The following is a 22,087-nucleotide window of genomic DNA, read 5'->3' as shown; positions in this document are numbered from 1 at the left end:
AGTGTGCCCCGGCTATTCGGAGCCGGCCCAATATCCCTGTAAGTCGTCAATAAATAAATCCGCAGTACTACGTACGGGCTACCTACGTAGTTCTACGTAGATGGCCATATTCCACAGGTTTATGCCTCGCACATGGGTTTGGCATATGATGCCCGCCATCCACCTCCCCGCCGCCGAATCCGGACAGGAGTACAGATGCTGCTCAAACACAAAATCGTCGCCCTCGGGATCCTGCCCCTGGTCCTGGCGATTGCCGTCATCTGCGCACTGGTGATCTCGCTCAATCGCCAGTTAGGCGATCAACAGGCCCAATTGATCGAAGACAGCATCCTGGCGAGCAAGCGCGCCGAGTTGAAAAACTATGTCGAGATGGCGCAGAGCCTGATCGCCCCACTGTATAACGGCGGTTTGGGCGACGAACGCGCGCAGCAGCAAGTCCTGGAGGAACTGCGCAAGCTCAGCTTCGGCATCAACGGCTATTTTTTCGTGTACGACCGCCAGGGCCGCAGCCTGATGCACGCCCGGCAGTCGGAACTGGTGGGGCAATACCTCTGGGACATGAAGGATCCCCACGGCCTGCCGGTGATCCAGGCGCTGCTCAAGAGTGCCGAATCCGGCGAAGGTTTCCAGCGCTATGCCTGGAACAAGCCCTCCTCCGGCCAAGTGACCGACAAGCTCGCCTACGTGGTGATGCTGGATCGCTGGGGCTGGATGCTCGGTACCGGGATCTATCTGGAGGATGTCGAGCGCGCCACCCAGCAAGCCCGCGATGAAGTGGCCCAGGGCATCCACACCACCATGCAGGCCATCGCTGCCATCGCATTGGTCGCGGTCCTGCTGGTGTTTGCCGGCGGCATGACCCTCAACGTCAGCGAACACCGGCTGGCCGACAAAAAGCTGCAGCGGTTGAACCAGCGCATCGTCAGCTTGCAGGAGGAAGAGCGTTCGCGAGTGTCTCGCGAACTTCACGACGGCATCAGCCAGTTGCTGGTGTCGATAAAATTCCAGTTCGAACTGGCCAGTCATGTGCTTGAAAACGGCCAGGAAAACGGCCTGGGCATTTTGAAAAACGCGACAGACCGACTCGGCGAAGCCATCGGCGAGATTCGCAGCATCTCCCACGACTTGCGCTCTTCCCTGCTCGACACCCTGGGCCTGCCTGCCGCCATCGGCCAACTCGCAGCAGAGTTCCAGCAACGCAGCGGGCTGGAGGTGTCCTACCGAAGCAACGAATTCGATTGCCGCCTGGAAAATGGAGCGCCGGTTTCGCTGTTTCGCATTGCCCAGGAAGCCCTGACCAATATCGAGCGTCACGCCGGTGCGAAAAGCGTCGGCATCACCTTGTTCGGCTCCGGCCAGTCCTTGCGCCTGACGGTGGTGGACGACGGGATGGGTTTCAACGTCCCACAGGTCGAACGTGGCCATAGCGGCATCGGCCTGCGCAATATCCGCGAACGGGTCGAGCATTTCGGCGGACGGCTGGAGTTGACGTCGGTGCCGGGGCGAAGCGAGCTGGACATCCTGCTGCCCATGAACCTGTCGGCGACAGAAAGCTGATGCGCGCCCACTCCCACAAGAGCACCTGCCAATGAACCTGCCCCCCGTAATCCGCGTCGCGCTGGTCGACGACCACTCCCTGGTCCGCGACGGCATCAGGGCCCTGCTGTCCGTGATGCCCCGGCTGGAGGTGGTGGGCGAAGCCGAGAACGGCGCGCAAGCGATCGAGATGGTCGGTCGCTGCCAACCGGACCTGCTGCTGATGGACATCAGCCTCAAGGACATGAACGGGCTGGAACTGACCCGTTTGCTGGGCAAGCAATACCCCAGCCTCAAGATCCTCATCCTCAGCATGTACGACAATTATGAGTACGTCAGCGAATCCGTGCGAGCCGGCGCCAGCGGCTACGTGCTCAAGAACGCGCCGTCGCGGGAGATCATCGCGGCCATCGAAGCCATCATCAGCGGCGGCACCTTCTACAGCGCCGAGATTGCCCAACGGCTCGCCACAGACCAAAACACCGATAATGAGCTGACGCCGCGGGAGAGCCAGGTGCTGTCCAAAATGGTCCAGGGGCTGAACAACAAGGAAATGGCCCGGGAACTGGACATCAGCGTACGGACAGTAGAAACCCACCGCCTGAGCATTCGCCGCAAGCTCAACATCGACAAACCCGCGGCGCTGGTGAAATACGCGATCGATCACGGGATCATTTCGCGCTGATAGAGAAACCCGCTGTGGCGAGACGATTTATCCCCTCACCACAAGGCTCAGTGTTCAGCAGATCGTATGCGTTACTTCGCAAACAACTGGCTCATATCCTTGAACGCCTTGAACTCCAGCGCGTTGCCACAAGGGTCGAACAAAAACATCGTCGCCTGCTCGCCCACCTGCCCCTGGAAGCGGATATAAGGCTCGATCACAAACTCAGTACCAAAGGACTTCAAGCGCTCGGCCAGTGCTTCCCACTCTGCCCAACCCAATACCACACCAAAGTGCGGAACCGGAACGTCGTGGCCATCGACCGGGTTGCTGTGGACGCTTTCCTGGGACGCCGTCTTCGGGTGTTCATGGATCACCAACTGATGACCGTAGAAGTTGAAATCGACCCATTGCGCACTGGAACGACCTTCTGGCAGTCCGAACACATCCGCGTAAAAAGTACGGGCTGCCGCAAGATCGTAAACGGGAATAGCCAAATGAAAGGGAGAAAGACTCATCAGGACACCGGTCGTTTTCGCAAGAGAGAAACAAGCCTAGCGCCGCACTTGAAATAATAAAATCAATATAAATTAGTCAGAAACACAATTATTCTTTGTGAATGATCAAAGAACTGAAAACCCTCATCGCCGTCGCCCGCGAAGGCACTTTCGCCGCCGCCGGCCACCGCATCGGCCTCACCCAGGCAGCCGTGAGCGCCCAGATGCAACGCCTGGAGGCCGAACTTGGTTTCGAGATCTTCGATCGCAAGGGACGCTCGGCCCACCTGAACCGCAGGGGCCATCAGATCCTGCTGCAAGCCCAGGAGCTGCTTCGCCAATACGACAACCTGGGCTCCTCCAGCGTCGGCACACCGGCCAGCGTATTGATGAACATCGGCGCCATCGCGTCAGTCCAGCGTTCATTTCTGCCGGACGCCTTGGCACAGTTCCACCGCCAGTGCCCACACTGCCGGACGCGGGTGATTCCCGGTCTGTCGATCGAGCTGATCAACTTGGTGGACGTCGGCGAAATCGACCTCGCAGCCATCATTCGCCCACCTTTCTCATTGCAGAGCGATCTGCGCTGGACCACCCTGATCCAGGAACCCTACCGCCTGATCGTACCCCGCGATGTGCCGGGGGATGACTGGGCCGGATTGCTCGCCAGTCAGCCGTTCATCCGTTATGACCGCTCATCCTTTGGTGGCCGGCAGGTGGACCGCTTCCTGCGCCAGATGCACATCCCCCTGCGGGAGGTCTGCGAGTTGGACGAACTGGACGCGATCATCAAACTGGTGGAAAGAGGCGTCGGCATCGCGTTGGTTCCCCAGACCGCCGCCCATCACGACTGGCCTGCCGGGGTGCGGGTCCTGGACCTGGGCTCACATACCTTCCATCGCGACATCGGCCTCGTCCACCGCGCTCCGCAAAGCCTGACCGAGCCAGTGCGCCTGCTTGTACAGCTGATGGCCGAGCAGGCCCAGGGCAGCTGACGAGCCCCCCTGCGCCGGGAGTTCCGATCAACCACCGTAGATCGCGAACCGCTGTGCCCCATGGATGGCTCAAGATTTATAGTGAACGGGTACGGCCTGCTTCCCATCGGCCCGCCCCATCAACAACATCAAGGCGACCCCAAAGGAAAGTGCGACAGTCACAGCACCGCCAAGGTAAACAGCCTCGATGCCCCAGCCACTCGCCAACACACCGGCCAGCGGACTGGTGAGGCCCAGGGAAATATCCAGGAACGCAACATAAGCCCCCATGGCGAGGCTGCGAGTTTGCGCCGGCGCGCGCCGCACCGCTTCCACCCCGAACCCCGGGAAGGCGAGCGAATAGCCAAACCCGGTCAATGCAGTCCCCAGGTAAGCGACAAGCGCGGTGTCGGCCCCCCAGATCAGCAGCAGCCCGACGGCCTCGATGACAACACAGACCAACGCCACCTGCGCACCGCCAAGCTTGTCCGGAAGATGCCCAAACAAGAGGCGAGCGCCAATGAACGCCAGGCCGAACGCGGTAAAGGCCAGCGACGAGTTGCCCCAGCCCCTGCTGGCGAACAACAGAGCGATGAACGCGGTGACAACCCCGAACCCGACACTGCAAAACGCCAGCCCCAGGCCCGGGGTCCATACAGTGCCCAGCACTTTGTAGAACGGCGTGCGCCGGGTCGCCGTGGGGGCGACAGCGGTGACATTGGCAACAACCAGCAGTGCCAGCAGCGGGATGAATACCGAGCTCACGGCAATGCCCATGAACCCCCACGCAGCATTCAGAAACACGCCCGCCGGCGCCCCCAAGGCAAAGGCGCCGTACATGGCGATGCCATTCCAGGCCATGACCTTGCCCGCATGTTGCGGGCCGACCAAACCAATGCCCCAGCCCAGCGCGCCGGTGACGATCAGGCTTTCGCCCATGGCCAGGATGACTCGGCCCAAGAGCAGCAGCCAGACTGAAACCACCGGCACCTCGACAAACGCCAGGGAAACCAGGTACACCAGGCCGGAACAGGCCGCTGTCACCAGGCCGGCAATCACCGCACGCTTGGTGCCGCGGATATCGGCGAAGTTGCCGGCCCAGGAACGCGAAAACAGCGCCGCGGCGAACTGCGCGCCCACCACCAGGCCTATCACCAGCGTGCCCATGCCCAGCGTGTCGTGCAGATGCAGGGGCAAGACGGGCAGTTGCATGCCTATCGTCAGGAAGCCGATGAACACCGTCAGGGTCAGTGGAAGTAGCTTCAACACCGGATTGGCGCCGGCGTCCCCAGAGGTCGCCGAAGAAGCAGGATGCGTATGTTTGTGAGTCATGAGAGTCATACCAGAGGAAGTCGTTGAGTGCCGTTTGGGGGACGACTAAAATGCGATCAATTCGTCGCATTCAGAATACAAACACCTCGTCGCATTTCCTATTCGCATTCCCCCTACAAGGCTCATCCATTCATGTCCGAGCGCTCAAGCCCACAGATTTCCTCGAGAAAACAACCCCGACAGGCACGCTCGACCGAACTGGTCTCCGCCGTTCTGCAAGCCGCTGTTCAGGTTTTGGCAACGCAAGGCGCGCGGCGCTTCACCATGGCGCGCGTGGCTGAGAGGGCCGGGGTGAGCGTCGGTTCGGTGTATCAGTACTTTCCCAACAAAGCGGCGATCCTGTTCCGACTGCAAAGTGATGAATGGCGCCAGACGTGCGAGATGTTGCGCAATATCCTTCAGGACAACGGCAAATTACCCTTCGAACGGCTGCGTACACTTGTGCAGGCGTTTATCCAATCGGAATGCGATGAGGCGCTGATCCGTGTCGCACTCAGCGACGCCGCGCCGCTTTACCGTGACGCCCCCGAGGCGCAAGAGGCCAGGGCTTCGACGGAACAGGCGATGGGACTCTTCATGCAAGAGGTGCTGCCCACGGCAGCGGCGGAACACCGAACACTGGCCGCCGACTTGATCACCACGACGCTCAGTGCCGGAGGTAAACAGTTTTCAGCAACGCCTCGCTCGCCTGCGGAGATTGAAAAATACGCGCAGGCAATGGCCGATATGTTTTGCGCCTATCTGGCCAGTCTTGAACAGCCCTGAACCTCATCGTCCTTGGACCAGGGCGCTTGCTCAGGACTCAACCTCAGCCTGCCTGTCGAACCGATGTGACAACTCATCCGCCACCGTCTGGTTACGCCCGGCTCGCTTCGCCTGGTAAAGCAAGCTATCAACGCGTTTGTACAGGCTCTGCCAGGTTTCCTTGGGGCCTAGGCTGCCGACACCAAAGCTCGCGGTGACCGGCCCGACAGCATCCAGTGTGGCGCAACCACCGTGCTCGATGGCCATTCTCAAGCGCTCCGCGCACTCATGGGCTTCCCGGGCATCGGTGTCCGGCAGGAGCACGGCGAACTCCTCGCCGCCGAGCCGACCGACGATGTCGCGTTTGCGTGCCGAGGCACGCAGAAGTTGTCCAACCTCGCGCAGGACGTTATCGCCCACGTCATGACCGTGGGTGTCGTTGATGCTCTTGAAATTGTCGATGTCGCACAGTGCAAGCGACGTCGTGCCACGCGGGCTCTTCATCAGTAGCAACGACACCTGGTCCTCGAAGCCGCGCCGGTTCAAGACACCGGTCAACGGGTCGAAATCGCGCTCGCGCCGCAAGTCATCGATCACATCGGCAATGGCGGCGGCAAGAATCGCAAAGGCCAACGCAACGCCGAGCACAGCCAGGGACAATTGGAGGGCCTGCCAGAACACCGAGTTGGCGAAAGTAACCCTGTCGACAGGGGTCGAAAGCCCAGCGGTCAACAAGGTCCGCGGAAAGAAATGCAAGGCGAAGATCAGCAACACCCAAAACAGCGCCTTGTCGACGAGTCGGCCGCGCACCAGCAGTCTGAGCTTGAGCGCAGCCACCAGCAAAATCGCACCATAACCGAAGTTCTGGATGTAGATGCGCGCAAGGAGGCTTCGATCAATATAAAAGAACCAGGCCAACGCCAGCGTAATGAGGCACACCACAGCGACGTCCAGCCGCCAACCGAAGCGTTTGCGCGAGCGCAGCAAAATGCCTTCGGCCACCGCCAGGACCGCCGAGGTATATAGTGCACCGGACACAACGGCATTGGGCCCGATCCCGGGCGGAAAGCCGAAAATCTGAGAGAGCGCACCACACGTGAACAGGCCACAACCGCCGGCCAGGAGCAGCAGATAGTCGCGTTTTTTGTCAATAAGCCACGCGCAGACGAATGCGCCCCCAAAGACCGACAGGATCCCCGGGACCATCAACATAAGTGTAATTCTGACGACTGATCCGTCCATTGGAACTGGCTCTCGCCGATCAAGGTGTGCAATTGGCCATGATGACAGAGCTGAGGGAAGGAAACCTGTGAAGTTTGAGCAACTCGCTCGTGGCGGCGAGTTCCACGACGCCCGTGACAGCCCGCAAACACTTTTACTACACTGGCCCGTCTTGTCCCCTTCCCTTGCGAGACGTCCCTTCCATGAAAACCATAACAAGCACGATGACGATCTGTGGCCTGCTGGCGTTCTGCGGCAGCGCCCTGGCGCAACCTGCGCCCTCGCATCTGGACCAAGTGCTGCAACGCGGCGAACTGAAGGTCTGCACTACTGGCGACTACAAGCCCTATACCTATAAAGCTGAAACCGGCGAATACGAAGGCATTGACATCGACATGGCGCGCTCGCTGGCCACCAGCCTGGGGGTCAAGGTGCAATGGGTGCAGACCACCTGGAAAACCCTGATGCCGGACCTACTGGCGGAAAAATGCGACATCGGCATGGGCGGCATTTCAGTGACCCTGGAGCGCCAGAAGAAAGCCTACTTCAGCACCACCCTGGACGTGGATGGCAAGATCCCGCTGGTACGTTGCGAAGACCAGGCGCGCTACCAGACCATCGAACAGATCAACCAACCTTCGGTGCGCCTGGTAGAGCCGGCCGGCGGCACCAACGAAGCATTCGTCCGGGCCTTCCTGCCCAAAGGGCAGCTCAACTTTCACGACAACGTGACCATCTTCCAGGAGCTGCTGGACAAGAAAGCCGACGTGATGATTACCGACGCATCAGAAGCGCTGTATCAGCAAAAACTCAAACCCGGCCTGTGCGCCGTCAACCCGACCCACTACCTGCAATATGGCGAGAAGGCCTACCTGCTGCCACGGGACGACACCACGTGGAAAATGTACGTCGATCAGTGGCTGCACCTGAGCAAGGCGAATGGCAGTTATCAGAAGGTCATTGGGCAGTGGTTGGCGGTCCCGGGCGCTCAGTAACAGACTGACAATAATCCTGTGGGAGCGGGCTTGCTCGCGAAGGCGTCGGGACATCCAACATCACTGCAAGCTGATCCACCGCTTTCGCGAGCAAGCTCGCTCCCACAGGGTTGAACTGTTTGAGGTCTGATTCAGCGTCAGGCCTTGGCTAACGACACTTCAACTCACTGCGCCGCCCGCACCTTGGCGATTTCGGCGTACATCATCTTCACCAGGTCGCCATCCAGGGATTTGGCGAACTTGTCGATCACCGGTTGCACGCGCTCACGGAAGCGATCTTTCTCCGCCGGGGTGATTTCGTTGACGGTCATCGCGCCGGCCAGCGTAGCTTTCGCCTTGTCCATGCTCGCCGCAGTGACTTCGCGCTGGAATTTTTGCGCCTCGGCAGCGGCCTGGCGAATCATCGCCTTCTCATCGTCGTTGAGGCGATTCCAGGTTTTCTGGCTGATGATCAACGACTGCGGATTGAAAATGTGGCCGGTCACTGAAAGGTACTTCTGCACCTCGTAGAACTTGTTGCCTTCGATCACCGTGAAAGGGTTTTCCTGGCCGTCGATGGTGTGCTGCTCAAGGCCGGTGTAGACCTCGGGAAACGCCATCGGCACAGGGTTCGCGCCCAGGGCAGTGAAGGTTTCCAGGTAGATCGGCGACTGGATGACGCGAACTTTCAAGCCCTGCATGTCTTCAAGTTTGGTCACTGGATGTTTACTGTTGGTCAGGTTGCGGAAACCCAGGTCCCAGTAGCCCAGGCCCACCAGACCTTTGCTGTCCAACTGCGCCGCCAGTTTCTGGCCGACCGGCCCGTCGATCACCGCATGGGCTTCTTCAGCGTTATTGAACAGGAAGGGGAAGTCGAGCATTGCATAATCCGGTGCCTGGGCCGCCAGGATGCCGGAGTTGAGCACGGTGATGTCCAGCGTGCCGCCTTGCAGGGCCGACACTGTTTGCACATCGCCGCCCAAGGTACCGCCGGGGAACAGGCGGACTTTGATCTTGCCGCCGCTCTTCTCGCTGAGCAGGTCGGCGAACTTCTGCGCGCCCTGCCCTTGTGGATGCTCCTTGACGTTCTGGAACGCGAATCGCAGGGTACGCTCGCGGATCTCCTCGGCGTGGCTGGCCACGCTGCCCAGCAGCAACCCGGTTGCACAGGCCCCGGCCAACAGGGTTTTCATCAGTTTTCGCATGTCACTCTCCGGTCATTATTGTTTTTAATCGAGCTACTACGGCTTGCACCGGCATCAGCCAGTGAAGAATTTCAACGGTCCCAGGACCAGCTGAGGGAACACCACCAGCAGGAGTAGCACCACAAACTGCGCGAACATGAACGGCCACACGCCGCGGACGATTTCCTCGAAGTCCAGTTTCGCCACCCCACACACCACATTGAGCACCGTACCCACGGGCGGCGTGATCAGGCCAATGGCCGTATTGATCAGAAACAGCACGCCGAAGTACACCGGGTCGATCCCCGCCTGAATGACCGCAGGCATCAGCACCGGGGTGAGGATGAGAATGGTCGGGGTCATGTCCATCACCGTCCCTACCAGGATGATCAGCACCATCATCACCAGCAGCAAAAGGGTCTGGTTGTCCATGAAGGGCTGCAGCAGTTCCGCCAACTGGCCCGGCAGATCCGCGATGGTCACCAGCCACGATGAAACCATGGCCGCCGCCACCAGCAGCATCACCACCGAGGTGGTCTTGGCTGCGGACAGGATCACTTCGTACAACTGGCTGACTTTCATTTCCCGGTAGATCACCAAGGAAACGAACAGCGAATAGACCGCTGCGACCACTGCGGCTTCGGTGGGAGTGAAGATCCCGAATTTAAGGCCCAGGACGATGATCAAGGGCAGGCCCATGGCCCAACTGCCGTCGAGCAACGTGCGCAGCACTTCGGCGCGGGAACGCTTGGGCGGCGTCTCGACGTTCTCGCTGCGAGAGATGTACCACCAGGCCACGGCCAGCGAAGCACCAAGCATCAGCCCTGGCACGATACCGGCCAGGAACAGTTTGGATATCGATACCCCGGACGCCACACCAAAGACGATGAAGCCGATGCTCGGCGGAATAACCGGCGCGATGATGCTACCGGCGGCGATCAGGCCGGCTGAACGCCCACGGTTATGCCCAGCCAGCACCATCATCGGCACCAGCAACGCCGCCAGGGCCGCTGCATCGGCCACGGCCGAGCCGGAGAGCGACGCCAGCAGGCAGGAAGCAATAATAGCCACGTAACCGAGACCACCGCGCTTGTGCCCCACCAGCGCCATGGCAATATTGACGATGCGCTTGGACAGGCCGCCGACATTCATGATCTCGCCGGCCAGCATGAAGAAAGGCACTGCCATCAGCGGAAAGCTGTCGGCGCCGTTGAGCAGGTTCTGGGCGATGATTTGTGCGTCAAACAGATCCAGATAAAACATCAGCGCCACGCTGACCACCAGCAAGGCAAACGCAATGGGTATACCCAGCGCCATGCTGCCCATCAACGACCCGAGGAAAATAACCAGCGTCATGGGCGTGTACTCTTGATGGGGTTATGGGCGATCGCCTCGGCGGCGTCGTTGTCCTTGACCATGACCAGTTCGTCATCCCCCAGCTTGCCGAACAACGCCAGGTAGAGTTCATAAACCAGGATGGCCGCGGCGCTGGCACCGAACACCAGGCCGGCGGCGTAGAACAGTGCCATCGACAGGCCTGAGGCGGGTGCGACAACGTCCAGGTTGATGACCGCCTGCTGCCAACTGCCACTGAAAATCAGCCAGCAGATGTACAGCATCAGTAGATGCCCGATGACCAGGCAGAGACGCTTGCCGGCCGGCGGTAAACGCTTGACCAGGCTGTCCATCCCCAGATGAGCACGGTCCTTGAGCGCCACCAAAGCACCGAGAAAAATCATCCAGACGAAGAACCAACGCGACAGCTCTTCCGACACGCTGATACCGGAGTTGAAGGCGTAGCGCAGCACCACGTTGCCGAACACCAGCACGATCATTGCGAGCATGCACAACACAATCAGCAGCTTTAGCAGCTTGAAATACAGATCGACGACTTTTGCCATCTTGAAGACCTCTCGGATTGTCGAGTGCCGGGGTTCACCCGGCGCGATAGAACGGCAACGCAGGGATCGCTATTCGATCGAACCAGAGGTGTTGAAAGGTGCTTCAGGGCTCAAGCAGCGAAGCGGGGGGAAGGCGAAGGGCGCTCGCAGACGGGTACGCATAGGGTATTCCTCTATTTTTATTATGGTCTTGGTCATGCTGAAGAAGCGTGCTGCAGACAAAATGTACCACCCAGTTAATTTGGTCAATAACCCCGTCAGGTGTTCGACACAAAACGTTCGATTATCGGTTAGCTGCGCGGATGACCTGTCTACCCCCCGATACATGTCCAAGTCTGTTAGAGGGACTTTCCTTATCGGAAATAAATGATTGGCCTCATGAATCTTCAGTCACTCACTAGTTCTTCCCATCGGGAATTACAAAATGAAATTGAACTTCCTCCAATATCTAACTTTACCTAACCACTACTTACAATAAGGCCTCACACTTCCTGACAACATACAGGCGCCATTCCAATGACAACCCAAGTCAATCGCTGCACATAATACGGCGCCAAAAATACATCAATTCGATTTTCCAGGGTATTCCTAGCATCAAAATCAAACATCGAAAACATAAAAAACCCTTATATTTCAATAAGTAATAAACCATTCACATCCACTAACACACTCCCCTTACCCACCCCCATCGAGCCTTCTAAAAAAACATTAATCAAACTTATGCATATAAAACTTTGCGATAACGGACTTTGATGTTATTAATTTGCCGCGCCAAGCTGCGAGATGCCACTACACCACTTCCCGTGGACGTAAAGCCCCTGCCTGACATCTACCAGTTGGACAATCAACTCACTTAAATCGCTTGTTTGCTCAAACGCGTGGTCGCGCCTGGGCGGGCTGTTGTGCTGCGCAGAAAACTGCGCGAGGAAGGGCGTTATCGCTATTCAAGACTCACGGATCAAGGTCCTTTCGATCTTCGGTACCCGTCCAGAAGCCATCAAGATGGCACCGTTGGTCAAGGCCCTCGCAGCCGAACCCGGCATTGAGTCGCTGATCTGCGTCACCGGCCAGCATCAAAGCATGCTCAAGCAGGTGCTGGATCTGTTCGATCTCGAGGCCGACTTCACCCTTGACGTGATGACGCCGCACCAGACCCTCAACTCCCTGACCGCCGCATTGTACGGTGCCATCGACCCGGTGCTGGAACAGACCCGGCCGGATCGGGTACTGGTCCATGGCGACACCACTTCAGCCATGGTGGCCTCGATGGCAGCCTTCCATCGGCGTATCCCCGTGGGTCATGTGGAAGCCGGGCTGCGCACCGGTGATATCTACAGCCCATGGCCGGAAGAAATGAACCGTCGCTGCATCGATCTCAGTGCCGACCTGCTGTTCGCCCCGACCGACCAATCTCGCGAAAACCTGCTGAGTGAACGTTTGCAGGGCCGTTGCCTGGTGACGGGCAACACGGTCATCGACGCGTTGCAGATGACCGCTCAACGCATCAATGCGGATACCTGGTTGCGTGACAAACTGGACCAACAGTTCCCGTTCCTGCAAGCCGGACGCAAACTGCTGCTGGTGACCGGCCACCGCCGGGAAAACTTCGGCGAGGGTTTCCTCGACATCTGCAAGGCCCTGCGCCACCTGGCTCAACGTCCGGATATCCAGATCGTCTACCCGGTGCACCTCAATCCCAACGTGCTTGGGCCAGTGACCGAGCAGTTGGGTGACCTGCCCAACGTGCACTTGATCAAGCCCCTGGATTACCTGGCGTTCGTGCGCCTGATGCAACACGCCCACGTCATCCTCACTGACTCCGGCGGTGTGCAGGAAGAAGCGCCATCCCTGGGTAAACCGGTGCTGGTGATGCGCGACGTCACCGAACGCCCCGAAGCCGTGGCGGCGGGCACCGTGCGCCTGGTGGGCACCTCCCCGGCCTCGATCGTTGCCGGGGTGGACGCGCTGTTCGACGACCAGGCCTTGTGGCGGCGCGCATCACAGGCGACCAACCCCTATGGCGATGGCAAAGCCAGCCAACGCATCGTCGACACCCTGATGGGGCGTCCGGTCAGCGATTTTGTCGTGGGCCAGGTGCATTCGTTCCAGGCGCTGACACACGCCCCGATGCCCGCACTACACGAGTTACTCGCCGATTTCACCTCATAACTGCTACCCACCCTTATCAGATCGAGATTTGCCTGAATGAAGCCTTCCGTTGCCATCTCTACGGGCGCGCTCAGCGCCCTTGCCTGTGGCCTGAGCCTGCTCGCGCTCATGCCAACCTTTGCCCTGGCTGCGGACAGCCCGCTCACCCAGGCAATCCATCGACTCAACGCCGATACCCGCCAGGAGCGCGAAATTCGCTTGCGGGATCTGGGTATCACGGCTCCGATCCTGCTGGGCGCCAGCGATGCTCGACGCGAGCTGTATTTGCCCGTCCCTGCCGGCGTAACCCTCAACGATGCGACGCTGCAGCTGGAGGCCAGTTACCTCAATGGTGAAGGCGGCCGCAACACCATGCTGCTGTCGCTCGACGGCTATCCGGTGCGTGCCGAAGGGCTCAGCGAGGCGCAGGGCGATGCCAGCGTCAAGCTGGGCGTAGACAAGACCCCGCGTGACAACGGCCTGGTGCGCCTGGGCATTGCCTGGTCTTCGATCGTCTCCCGACCATTGTGCGAAGACGATCGAGTCATCGGCAACGTGTTGCGCATTCAACCCGACACGCGCCTGAACTACAGCTACGACGCCAGCCAACTGCAGGATGTCGGCGCGGCCTGGACGACACTGCCCACCAACCCCGGCATCCTGGTCGCACCGGGCTCGCTGTCCGCCGGCAGCTATGATGCAGCCTGGCGATTGGGCGTGGCCCTGGAGCGCATTGGCAAACATAGCCGCATCCTGCCCTTCCCTGCCGTGCAGGACAAAGTGGACCTGAGCGGTCTGCGGATCCCGGCCGAGCTGCTGAGCATTCCAGCCTTCGCCAGCCTCAACGGCAAAGGCCAGCACACCCTGGCCAACCCCGCCGAAATTGGCGCCCTGCTGATGCTCGGCCAGACACCGAATGTACAGGCCGACCTGGCCATCAATGACCCACAACTGCTCAAGGCCATCAACCAGGTCCTGGACGCCTTGCAGAATCAGGTCCAGGGCGTCGACGCAACAGCGGCCAGCGCATTGACCCAATGGCGCGATCAGCACGTCAACGCAGCCATGGCGAGCGCTGGCACTGACAACGTGCGCCTGGCACTGCTGGGCGCTCGCCCGGTACTGATCATCGCCCCGGATGCGACCGGCAAAGCCTTGTCCTTGCTCGGTTCGGCGTGGAACAAACTGGCCCGCAGCCGTCAGTTGACGGTGACCGAAGCCCAAACGCCATTGAGCGACGATGGCCGCGTGGCCTTGTCGCGGCTGGGCGGCGCCCCGGGCACATTCGACGTGGCCTCGCGCTTCGACTGGAGCACCTCGTTCCCCCTGGGCAGCGTGGCGTATGACGGCCGCCTGCCCGTGACCGCGGTGGTGGACATTTCCGCAGCGCCGGGTGCTTCGCACACCCCGCCCGTGGCCTCGCTGTACTTCAATGACTTTCTGATCGGTGCCCAGCAGTTGACCACCAACGGTGAACCGCAACGCATCCAGGGGCATGTCCCACGCTACGCCCTGAGTTCGAAAAACGTCTTGCGCGTCTCCTTCCAACGTCAGCCGGTCAGCGACCGCTGCCTGGAAACCCCGCAGGCTTTCCCGGTGTCGGTCCTGCCAACCAGCCATATCGTGCTGGAAAAAACCTCGTTGGATGACGATTTTTCCGGTATCGCCGCACGCTTCGCTGTAGACACCCAACTGCTCGTTCCCCAAGCGTACCTCGACCATCCGGCCAGCAGCCTGGCCCAAGTGATCTCGGTGGCCGATGCATCCGGTGTATCGCCGCTGCGCGCGCAGTTGAAGGTCAGCACCGATCCAAAAGCCGTCGTCAGTCCGGATAAAGCCTTCCTGGCCTTCGAACTGCCACTCAAGGACACCAAGGAATCGGTGCAGGTCGATGAGCAGGGTCACCTGCGCATCAACCATAAGGACCAGGTGATGCTGGATGTGCAGCGCCTCGACCAATTGGCGTCACTGCAAGTGGTGCAGAGCTCGGGCCAGTACGGCCTGGTCTATCGAACCTTGGGCAGCCAGCCGCCAAGCCTGGCCAAACCGATCGTGCTGACCCGTGGCGACGTGGCGATCCTGGGTGACAGCGGTGCCGTGGCGATCCTCGATACCCAGGATCCGAGCGGCAGCCAGTTGATCGGCCGGGAAGAACCCAAAGGCCTGGATGCCTGGCGCAAACCTTCGCTGCTTTGGCTGATTCCAGGCGCCATTATCCTGTTTCTCCTCTTGTTGCTGGCTGGCCGTAGCGCCCGTCGCAATCGCCAGTAACGGTAACCTTCGATGACGTCGCTTTATTGGCCCTATTGGCTGGCCCACTACTACAACTACCTGGAAGCCGCGACCATCGTGGTCGCGGTACTGATCCTGATCTCCAGCCTGGACGATCTGATCATTGACCTGTGGTACTGGTCTCGCCGCCTGTACCGCAAGTTTACCGTAGGCCGTAAATACCGGCCGCTGACCGTCGAGCAACTGTTGGCCCGGGACGAACAGCCCCTGGCGATCATGGTGCCGGCCTGGCTGGAATACGACGTCATCGCGCCGATGATCGAAAACATGGTCTCGACGCTGGACTACCAGAACTACGTGGTCTTCGTCGGCACCTACATCAACGACCAGCGCACCATCGACGAAGTCGAGCGGATGCGGCGACGCTACAAACAGTTGCACCGCGTGGAAGTGCCCCATGCCGGGCCGACCTGCAAGGCCGACTGCTTGAACTGGGTGATCCAGGCGATTTTCCTGCACGAGAAAACCCATGGCATGACCTTCGCCGGCGTCGTCCTGCACGACAGCGAGGACGTGCTGCATCCGCTTGAACTGCGTCTATTCAACTACCTGTTGCCGCGCAAGGACATGATCCAACTGCCAGTGGTATCGCTGGAGCGCAATTGGTACGAATGGGTGGCGGGTGTCTACATGGACGAGTTCGCCGAATGGCATGGCAAGGATCTGGTGGTGCGTGAAAGCATGACCGACACCGTGCCCTCGGCCGGCGTCGGTACCTGTTTCTCCCATCGTGCCCTGCAGGTATTGGCCGGTGAAACCAAAAATCAGCCGTTCAACACCGACAGCCTCACCGAGGACTACGACGTCGGCGCGCGGCTGTCCAAGGTTGGCATGAACGCGATATTCGTGCGTTTTCCGGTGCAGTTCCGGGTGCTGCGCAAATCCTGGTTCCGCAAGCCCTACGAATCGACCCTGACGATGCCTCTGTGCGTGCGTGAATTTTTCCCCGACACCTTCCGCACCGCGTTTCGACAAAAAGCCCGCTGGACCCTCGGCATCGGCCTGCAAGGCTGGGAACAGATGGGCTGGAATGGCTCGCTAGCCAACCGATACCTGCTGTTTCGCGACCGCAAGGGCGTAGTGACAGCGTTCATCAGCATCATCGCCTACGTGATCCTGGTGCAACTGCTGGGCCTGATTATCCTGCGCAACAGTGGCTGGTGGGACATCAGTTTCCCAACGCCTTTTGAAACCAACAGCGTGATCAAATACCTGCTGGTGGCCAACGGCATTGCGCTGGCCTGGAGAATCCTGCACCGCTACTACTTCACCACCGTGTTGTACGGCTGGCAGCACGGCTTGCTGTCGATCCCGCGCATGCTGGTGGGCAATTTCGTCAACTTCATGGCGGCCTCCCGGGCCTGGCGCATGTTTTTGGTGGGCAAGGTGATGAATCGCAAGCTGGTCTGGGACAAGACCATGCATGACTTCCCTTCCACCGACCTGGTCGCCATCGCACCGCGCCGATTGGGCAGTGTGCTGCTGTCGTGGCAGGCCATTACCGACACCCACCTGCAGAGCGCCCTGGATGAACAACAGTCGCGCAACGTGCCACTGGGACGGATTTTGCTGAATAACGGCTGGCTGGACGATGAAACCCTGGCCGAAGCCATCGCATTCCAGAATGACCTGCCCCGGGTCTTCGACGTGGCCGAAAAAGCCGCTACCTCAACCTCATCACTGACCAGCGAGTTTGCGTTGCGCTGGCGGGCCATTCCCTTGGGACCCAATGGCGAAGGTCGTGAACAGATCGCCGTCGCCAACCCGCTTTCCGACGAAGGCCTGCAGCAGGTCAGCGCCGAATTGGGCAGCGAACCGGTGCAATTGATAGCCAGGGAAAGTGAAATTCTCGCGCTGTTGCGCCGATTGCCGGAACGCAACGGCCATGCCGTACCGAATGCCAGTGCGCCGCTGCTGGGTGATTTGTTGATCGAAATGGGCTTGCTCGATCGTGATCAGTTCAGCCGCGCCATGTTGCAGTATCGGCCGCAGCACCACGGTCGGATCGGCGATTACCTGGTCGACAGCGGCGTGCTGCCCCGGGCGACTATCGAACAGGTGGTGGCACGCCAGCACAGCCTCTACCCGACGGAGCTTCCGGCATGAACCGCCCCTTTTTGACCCTCTTGGCCACGGGGCTGAGCCTGATCCCGGCGCTTGCGCCCGCCGAGACGTTGCCACTGCCGCTGACCGGTCCGGCCTACAGCGCCGCCAACGAGGCCTACAGCGCCTACGAGCGCAAGGACTACGACCTGGCCATCGCCAAGGCGCGCGAAGCCCTGCGCCAGCGCGCCGACGTGCCACGCCTGAACACGTTGATTGAGTTGGCCGAACGGGACAAGAAACTGCGCGACCAACCCCGGCGCGCAGCCTCTTCCCGCGCCGCCGCTTCACCGGGTTTCGCGGCGGCGTCCCAGGGCTTCAAGGCCTATGATCGCGAGCAATTCGGCCTGGCCGCGCAATCGGCCCGCAAGGCCATCGCCCAAGCGCCCCGTCGTCGCGATTATCGGTTGTTGCTGGTCGACTCCCTGGAGCGTCAGCAACATCTGGAAGACGCCGATCAGGCCGTCAGCGATGCCCTGGGCACCTTCGCCAACGACGCGACCTTGCTGATGCGGCGCAATACGATCCGTCGCCAACTGGCCGTACCGCTGGCGACCCAAGGCTACCGCGCCCTGGAACAAGGCAATGCGGCCCTGGCCGTGGACCGGGCGCGCAAAGCCGTAGCCTGGGCTCCGGAAGTTTCCGCCAACCAGCAACTACTTATCAGCGCCCTGCTCTCGGCCAAGGATTACCCCGCTGCCGAACAGGCCGCGTCAGACGCGTTGGCCGTGGACGACCGTCACGCCGCCCCTTGGGTATTGCGCAGCTATGCCCGTAATCGCCAGGGCAAAACGCAGGCAGCCCAGGACGACCTGAACCGAGCCCAGTCCCTTGCTGGCCTGTCGGCAAGGGAAGTTCGCGACCTGCGCTCTGCGCTGGCCCAATCTTCGCCACCCGCCCTGGAGTGTCAGGAAAGCACCTACGGCCTGACCTGCGCCCTCTCGGGTAACACCGGCGCGTTGGCACCGGTGAGTGATCTACAGCTCGCTTATGATCGGGTTCGGGCCGGCGACGATGGGGCAGCCCATGCCGCGTTCCGCAAGGCCGATGCTGCCACCCCACTGCCGTCGGCGGCGGCCCAGGACGCTGCCTACAATGCCATGCGTGTCCACGAAGACGACGAAGCGGTGGCGTATTTCAAGCGCGTCATCGATGGGCAAAAAACCGCAGAAACGCCGATGTCCGCGCAACAACTGTTCGATACCCGTCGTACCGTGGGTGACGTTTCGCGCGCCATGGGCCTGACCAGCACCACCAGCTATCGCGGCTCCAGTGGTCTGAGCGGCGCGCCGAGCACCAATAGCAGCAGTGGCAGCGAAAGCAACGACCTGCTGCAAAACAGCACCGAACTGTCCTGGCGCCCGTTGGGTTATCGCAACGCCCGTTTTGTCGAACTCTACGGGCGCATCACCGACACCTTGTGGAGCAAGAACAGCGACTCGGACACCGGCGCGGATGCCTTGCAAGGGGCGCTCGGCGTGCGGGTCAAACCCTTCAGCTCCGTCAACATCATGGCCGCCCTTGAACGGACCTTCCCTCTCGGGTCTTCCAATGTCGACGGCGACTGGCTGGTGCGCCTGGGCTACGGCTCGAGTATCGGCACCGACCTGCGGGTTGATGTGCCGAGCTGGTGGACTTCGCAGTTGTATGCCGAAGTCGGTCATTACATCAATGACTCGCGCAACTACTTCAACAGCGAATGGCAAGTGGGTCGCAGCTATGCCATCGGCGGTACTGGATCACGCTGGGTGACCTTCCCCCATGTCGTGGCAGCGATCGACTACGATTCGAAGATGAAGAGCGGCTCCAACGGCGACTTCTCCTCCGGCGACGCCGGGGGGATCGGGGTCGGGAACAACGTGCGCTATTGGTTCCGCGAAGACGCCTACAATGCGCCGCGCTCCTACGTGGACTTTTCCCTGCAGTACCGGGCCAGGGTGTTTGGCGAGGACCGCGCCAAAGGCGTGTTTGCCCGCCTGACCTACTCCTATTGAGGACGCTGACGTGATATTCGACGCACGGGTACGAAAGGCGGCTCGCCTGGCCGAGTCACGACTACACTGCACCAGCAAGGGGCGTGCTTGAAAAGCTTCGCCAAATTCGTCAGTCGCAAGATCGGCGCGGTGCTGCTACTGGCCGCGTTCCTCGGCGCAGGTACAGGGACGTACTACATAATGACTACCACTGCGGCACCGAACCTCGTCGGCATCGTCTGGCAGCCGGATAACCAGACCGTCGGCATCAGCGGCAATTGGGAAGAACTGGGGGTGCATGAACTGCTGGTGCAATGGACGGTGGTGGACGACCAGGCCTTCGTGCCCGGCACCGGCTTGACCAGTGTTCCGGTGTTGCCGGACTGGGCGCGCATCGCCAAGACGCCTTGGGCCCAGGATGTCATCCTCGGACTGGCCGGCTATTTCAGCGAGAACCGCACCCGGGACAACATCGAGCAACTGGCTGCGCTGTCGGAACGCATCGCCGGGTTGCCGACGCCGCTGCATGTCACCGGTTGGTATTTTCCCGCCGAAGTCGATCCCAGTTGGGCACGTGCCACCGAGCTGCCGGCCTTGCTGGCCAAACTGCCACGCCCGCTATGGATCAGCGTCTACGACGGCGCCAATATCGGCCCTGCCGCCACCGCCGATTGGCTCAAACAGTGGTTGCCGAACGACATCGGAGTGTTTTTCCAGGACGGCGTCGGCGTCTACGCGCGCACCGCCCCGGTGGCCCGCGACTACGCCGATGCCTTGCGAGATCGACTGGGCAAGGATCGCGTGCGGATCATCGTCGAAGCCTTCCGCCCTAAATACGGCGGTGGCTTCCGCTCAGCCACCGTGGCCGAACTCACGCCGCAATTGGCAGCCTATGACGGCTATCCGCTCTACCTGTTCGACGGACCGCATTACATGACGCCCGAGTTGGTGAAGCAGTTGAAGCAATCCCTGGCCAATCCTTGATCAAGGCTTGATGTTTTTCAGCTCATTGAGCAGAGCCAGCAGTTGCTGCATTTTTTCCTCGCCAAACTGCTCTTCAATCCGCCGATAGTTGCTTTCCATGCCCTCACTCATCGACACAAAGCACTGCTGGCCGCGTTCGGTCAGGCCGACGAAGACCCGACGCTGATCCTGGCTCGACTTCTGTCGCCGCACCAGGCCATCGCGCTCCAGCCGGCTGAGCACGCCGGTCATACTCGGCTTGAGTATGCAGGCCTGGTGGGCGAGCTGGTGGCTTTCCAGCTCTCCTTGCTGATGCAGGATGCGGATCACCCGCCATTGCTGTTCCGTGAGGTCATGCTGGTTCAACGCCGGGCGAAAAAACGCCATGGCCGCTTCGCGGGCTTGCAACAAGGTCAAGGTCAGTGAAGGTCTGGGGGTGGCCATGTTCGGACTGTTTGGATGGGCGAGTCGGCAGCTTAGTGTTGCCGCCAGGTTGCTGCAAGAAGCATGGCCACGCTATGTCACTGTGGAAGGGGATTCTGTGGGAGCAATCCCCCTCGCCACCAATCAGCGCAACCCCGATTGCCGCTGACGATACTCCCCAGGAGTGAGTTGCGAGTAACGCTGGAAAAACCGACTGAAATAAGCCGGGTCCTTGAATCCAAGCTGGTAGCAGATTTCGTTGACTGAACTGCCGGTGAACAACAGCAGTCGCTTGGCCTCCTGCATCAGCCGCTCCATGATCAACCGCTTGGAAGGCAGGTCGGCAATACGTCGGCAGACATCGTTGAGGCGCGCCTCGGTGACGCCGATGCCCTCGGCGTAACGCGACAGTGGCCAATGTTGCAGGTAATGAGCCTCGATCAGCTCATTGAAGCGGTGAAAGATCTTCAGGTCTTCATGCCGGGCCGGCCTGGCCTCCAGGGAATTGGAGCACAAGCGCAGCAGGCTGATCATGATCAGTCGCGTCAAAGCGTCGAGTGCCGCGCTACGCCCCGGGCGCCCGGCCGTCACCTCCTCGCTCAATTCCTCGAACAGGTATTCCAACCGCCGCACCTCCCCCGCCTGCCCAGGCCCCAATTGCGCCAGCGCAACGCAGGTTGCCGGCAACTGCACACCGGCTGGCGCCAGGCTTGGATCGGCGTCGATCAACTGCCACACCAGTTGCTGGCGCACCGTCAGCACATGCCCATCACTGTCGGCCTCAGTCACGAAGGAATGGGGGATGGTCGGCGGCGTGAGAAAGAACATCGGCCCGGATTCGACGTACTGCTGATCGTCCAGATACACCCGCACAGTACCGGTCTTGACGTAGTGCACCTGAAAAAACCGATCGTGACGATGCACCGGCATGTTGCGCCCGAAAAAACCCGCCAGGTTGGCGAGCCGGTCGTAATGCACCTCGGCGTCGCTGTAGCGCTGGTCGTACACCTGACCAATGTTGATGTTCGGGATCGGCTGGCGGTCGGTCATCACGCAGTACTCATTTTTATTCTGATTCAGGCACCTGCTCGCGCTCATCCTGCACCCAATTTGGCAAGGCAACCAGCGCCCGGCCATTTTGCCACGCTTGACGATAGT

At 60.4% G+C, this 22,087-nt stretch carries 18 protein-coding genes; 10 read left to right on the top strand and 8 right to left on the bottom strand.

What is annotated here, in order from left to right; translation table 11 throughout:
• The first annotated feature begins 195 nt into the window (after positions 1-195).
• Positions 196-1,557: a cache domain-containing protein gene (locus EPZ47_RS13870; protein ID WP_135845300.1), complete on the top strand. Its 1,362-nt coding sequence runs from the start codon at positions 196-198 to the stop codon at positions 1,555-1,557.
• A 31-nt stretch (positions 1,558-1,588) separates the two neighbouring features.
• Positions 1,589-2,221: a response regulator gene (locus tag EPZ47_RS13865; RefSeq protein ID WP_135845299.1), complete on the top strand. Its 633-nt coding sequence runs from the start codon at positions 1,589-1,591 to the stop codon at positions 2,219-2,221.
• 71 nt (positions 2,222-2,292) lie between these two features.
• On the opposite strand, the gene EPZ47_RS13860 is transcribed toward EPZ47_RS13865, so the two are convergent.
• Entirely contained in the window at positions 2,293-2,718 is a 426-nt protein-coding gene (locus EPZ47_RS13860; RefSeq protein ID WP_135845298.1) for a VOC family protein, read from the bottom strand.
• A 101-nt stretch (positions 2,719-2,819) separates the two neighbouring features.
• Here EPZ47_RS13860 and EPZ47_RS13855 point away from each other — a divergent pair, with 101 nt between their 5' ends.
• On the top strand, positions 2,820-3,692 hold the full coding sequence (locus tag EPZ47_RS13855) for a LysR family transcriptional regulator (RefSeq protein ID WP_135845297.1): 873 nt from the start codon (positions 2,820-2,822) through the stop codon (positions 3,690-3,692).
• Between the two features lie 69 nt (positions 3,693-3,761).
• On the opposite strand, the gene EPZ47_RS13850 is transcribed toward EPZ47_RS13855, so the two are convergent.
• Positions 3,762-5,003 carry an arabinose transporter gene (locus EPZ47_RS13850; protein ID WP_135845296.1) on the bottom strand — a complete coding sequence of 414 codons (1,242 nt, stop codon included), beginning with the start codon at positions 5,001-5,003 and terminating at the stop codon, positions 3,762-3,764.
• Between the two features lie 132 nt (positions 5,004-5,135).
• Between EPZ47_RS13850 and EPZ47_RS13845 the strand changes: the two genes are divergently transcribed.
• Entirely contained in the window at positions 5,136-5,768 is a 633-nt protein-coding gene (locus tag EPZ47_RS13845; RefSeq protein ID WP_135845295.1) for a TetR/AcrR family transcriptional regulator, read from the top strand.
• Between the two features lie 30 nt (positions 5,769-5,798).
• Here the strand turns inward: EPZ47_RS13845 and EPZ47_RS13840 are convergent, their stop codons facing one another.
• On the bottom strand, positions 5,799-6,959 hold the full coding sequence (locus EPZ47_RS13840) for a GGDEF domain-containing protein (RefSeq protein ID WP_202879088.1): 1,161 nt from the start codon (positions 6,957-6,959) through the stop codon (positions 5,799-5,801).
• Positions 6,960-7,171: 212 nt separating this feature from the next.
• Here EPZ47_RS13840 and EPZ47_RS13835 point away from each other — a divergent pair, with 212 nt between their 5' ends.
• On the top strand, positions 7,172-7,963 hold the full coding sequence (locus EPZ47_RS13835) for a transporter substrate-binding domain-containing protein (protein ID WP_135845293.1): 792 nt from the start codon (positions 7,172-7,174) through the stop codon (positions 7,961-7,963).
• A 164-nt stretch (positions 7,964-8,127) separates the two neighbouring features.
• Here the strand turns inward: EPZ47_RS13835 and EPZ47_RS13830 are convergent, their stop codons facing one another.
• Genes EPZ47_RS13830 through EPZ47_RS13820 form a run of 3 tightly spaced genes read right to left on the bottom strand, consistent with a single transcriptional unit; the run spans position 8,128 to position 11,027 of the window.
• Positions 8,128-9,147, bottom strand: coding sequence for a TRAP transporter substrate-binding protein (locus tag EPZ47_RS13830; RefSeq protein WP_135845292.1), 1,020 nt, complete (start codon positions 9,145-9,147; stop codon positions 8,128-8,130).
• 54 nt (positions 9,148-9,201) lie between these two features.
• Positions 9,202-10,482 (bottom strand): TRAP transporter large permease subunit, encoded by a 1,281-nt coding sequence (locus EPZ47_RS13825; protein ID WP_135845291.1) that lies wholly within the window; start codon positions 10,480-10,482, stop codon positions 9,202-9,204.
• A complete protein-coding gene (locus EPZ47_RS13820; RefSeq protein WP_135845290.1) occupies positions 10,479-11,027 on the bottom strand; it encodes a TRAP transporter small permease in 549 nt (182 codons plus the stop codon). Before EPZ47_RS13820 ends, EPZ47_RS13825 begins: the two co-directional genes overlap by 4 nt.
• A 936-nt stretch (positions 11,028-11,963) precedes the next feature.
• Here EPZ47_RS13820 and wecB point away from each other — a divergent pair.
• The 5 genes from wecB to EPZ47_RS13795 all read left to right on the top strand — a co-directional run bounded on the left by wecB (position 11,964) and on the right by EPZ47_RS13795 (position 20,527).
• Positions 11,964-13,196, top strand: coding sequence for a non-hydrolyzing UDP-N-acetylglucosamine 2-epimerase (gene wecB, locus EPZ47_RS13815; protein WP_238346756.1), 1,233 nt, complete (start codon positions 11,964-11,966; stop codon positions 13,194-13,196).
• Between the two features lie 36 nt (positions 13,197-13,232).
• Positions 13,233-15,446 carry a hypothetical protein gene (locus EPZ47_RS13810; RefSeq protein WP_135845288.1) on the top strand — a complete coding sequence of 738 codons (2,214 nt, stop codon included), beginning with the start codon at positions 13,233-13,235 and terminating at the stop codon, positions 15,444-15,446.
• A gap of 12 nt (positions 15,447-15,458) precedes the next feature.
• On the top strand, positions 15,459-17,573 hold the full coding sequence (locus tag EPZ47_RS13805) for a glycosyl transferase family protein (protein WP_135845287.1): 2,115 nt from the start codon (positions 15,459-15,461) through the stop codon (positions 17,571-17,573).
• Positions 17,570-19,564: an NfrA family protein gene (locus tag EPZ47_RS13800; protein WP_135845286.1), complete on the top strand. Its 1,995-nt coding sequence runs from the start codon at positions 17,570-17,572 to the stop codon at positions 19,562-19,564. Before EPZ47_RS13805 ends, EPZ47_RS13800 begins: the two co-directional genes overlap by 4 nt.
• Before the next feature lie 180 nt (positions 19,565-19,744).
• Positions 19,745-20,527 (top strand): alpha-amylase family protein, encoded by a 783-nt coding sequence (locus EPZ47_RS13795; protein ID WP_238346755.1) that lies wholly within the window; start codon positions 19,745-19,747, stop codon positions 20,525-20,527.
• Here the strand turns inward: EPZ47_RS13795 and hpaR are convergent, their stop codons facing one another.
• A complete protein-coding gene (gene hpaR / locus EPZ47_RS13790) occupies positions 20,528-20,950 on the bottom strand; it encodes a homoprotocatechuate degradation operon regulator HpaR (RefSeq protein WP_135845284.1) in 423 nt (140 codons plus the stop codon).
• Between the two features lie 123 nt (positions 20,951-21,073).
• On the bottom strand, positions 21,074-21,979 hold the full coding sequence (gene hpaA / locus EPZ47_RS13785; protein ID WP_135845283.1) for a 4-hydroxyphenylacetate catabolism regulatory protein HpaA: 906 nt from the start codon (positions 21,977-21,979) through the stop codon (positions 21,074-21,076).
• Positions 21,980-22,087 lie beyond the last annotated feature (108 nt).

Source organism: Pseudomonas viciae, from assembly GCF_004786035.1.
Taxonomy (GTDB): domain Bacteria; phylum Pseudomonadota; class Gammaproteobacteria; order Pseudomonadales; family Pseudomonadaceae; genus Aquipseudomonas; species Aquipseudomonas viciae.
The sequence above is the reverse complement of the archived record's forward strand: the minus strand, read 5'-3'. Positions and strand labels throughout refer to the sequence as shown.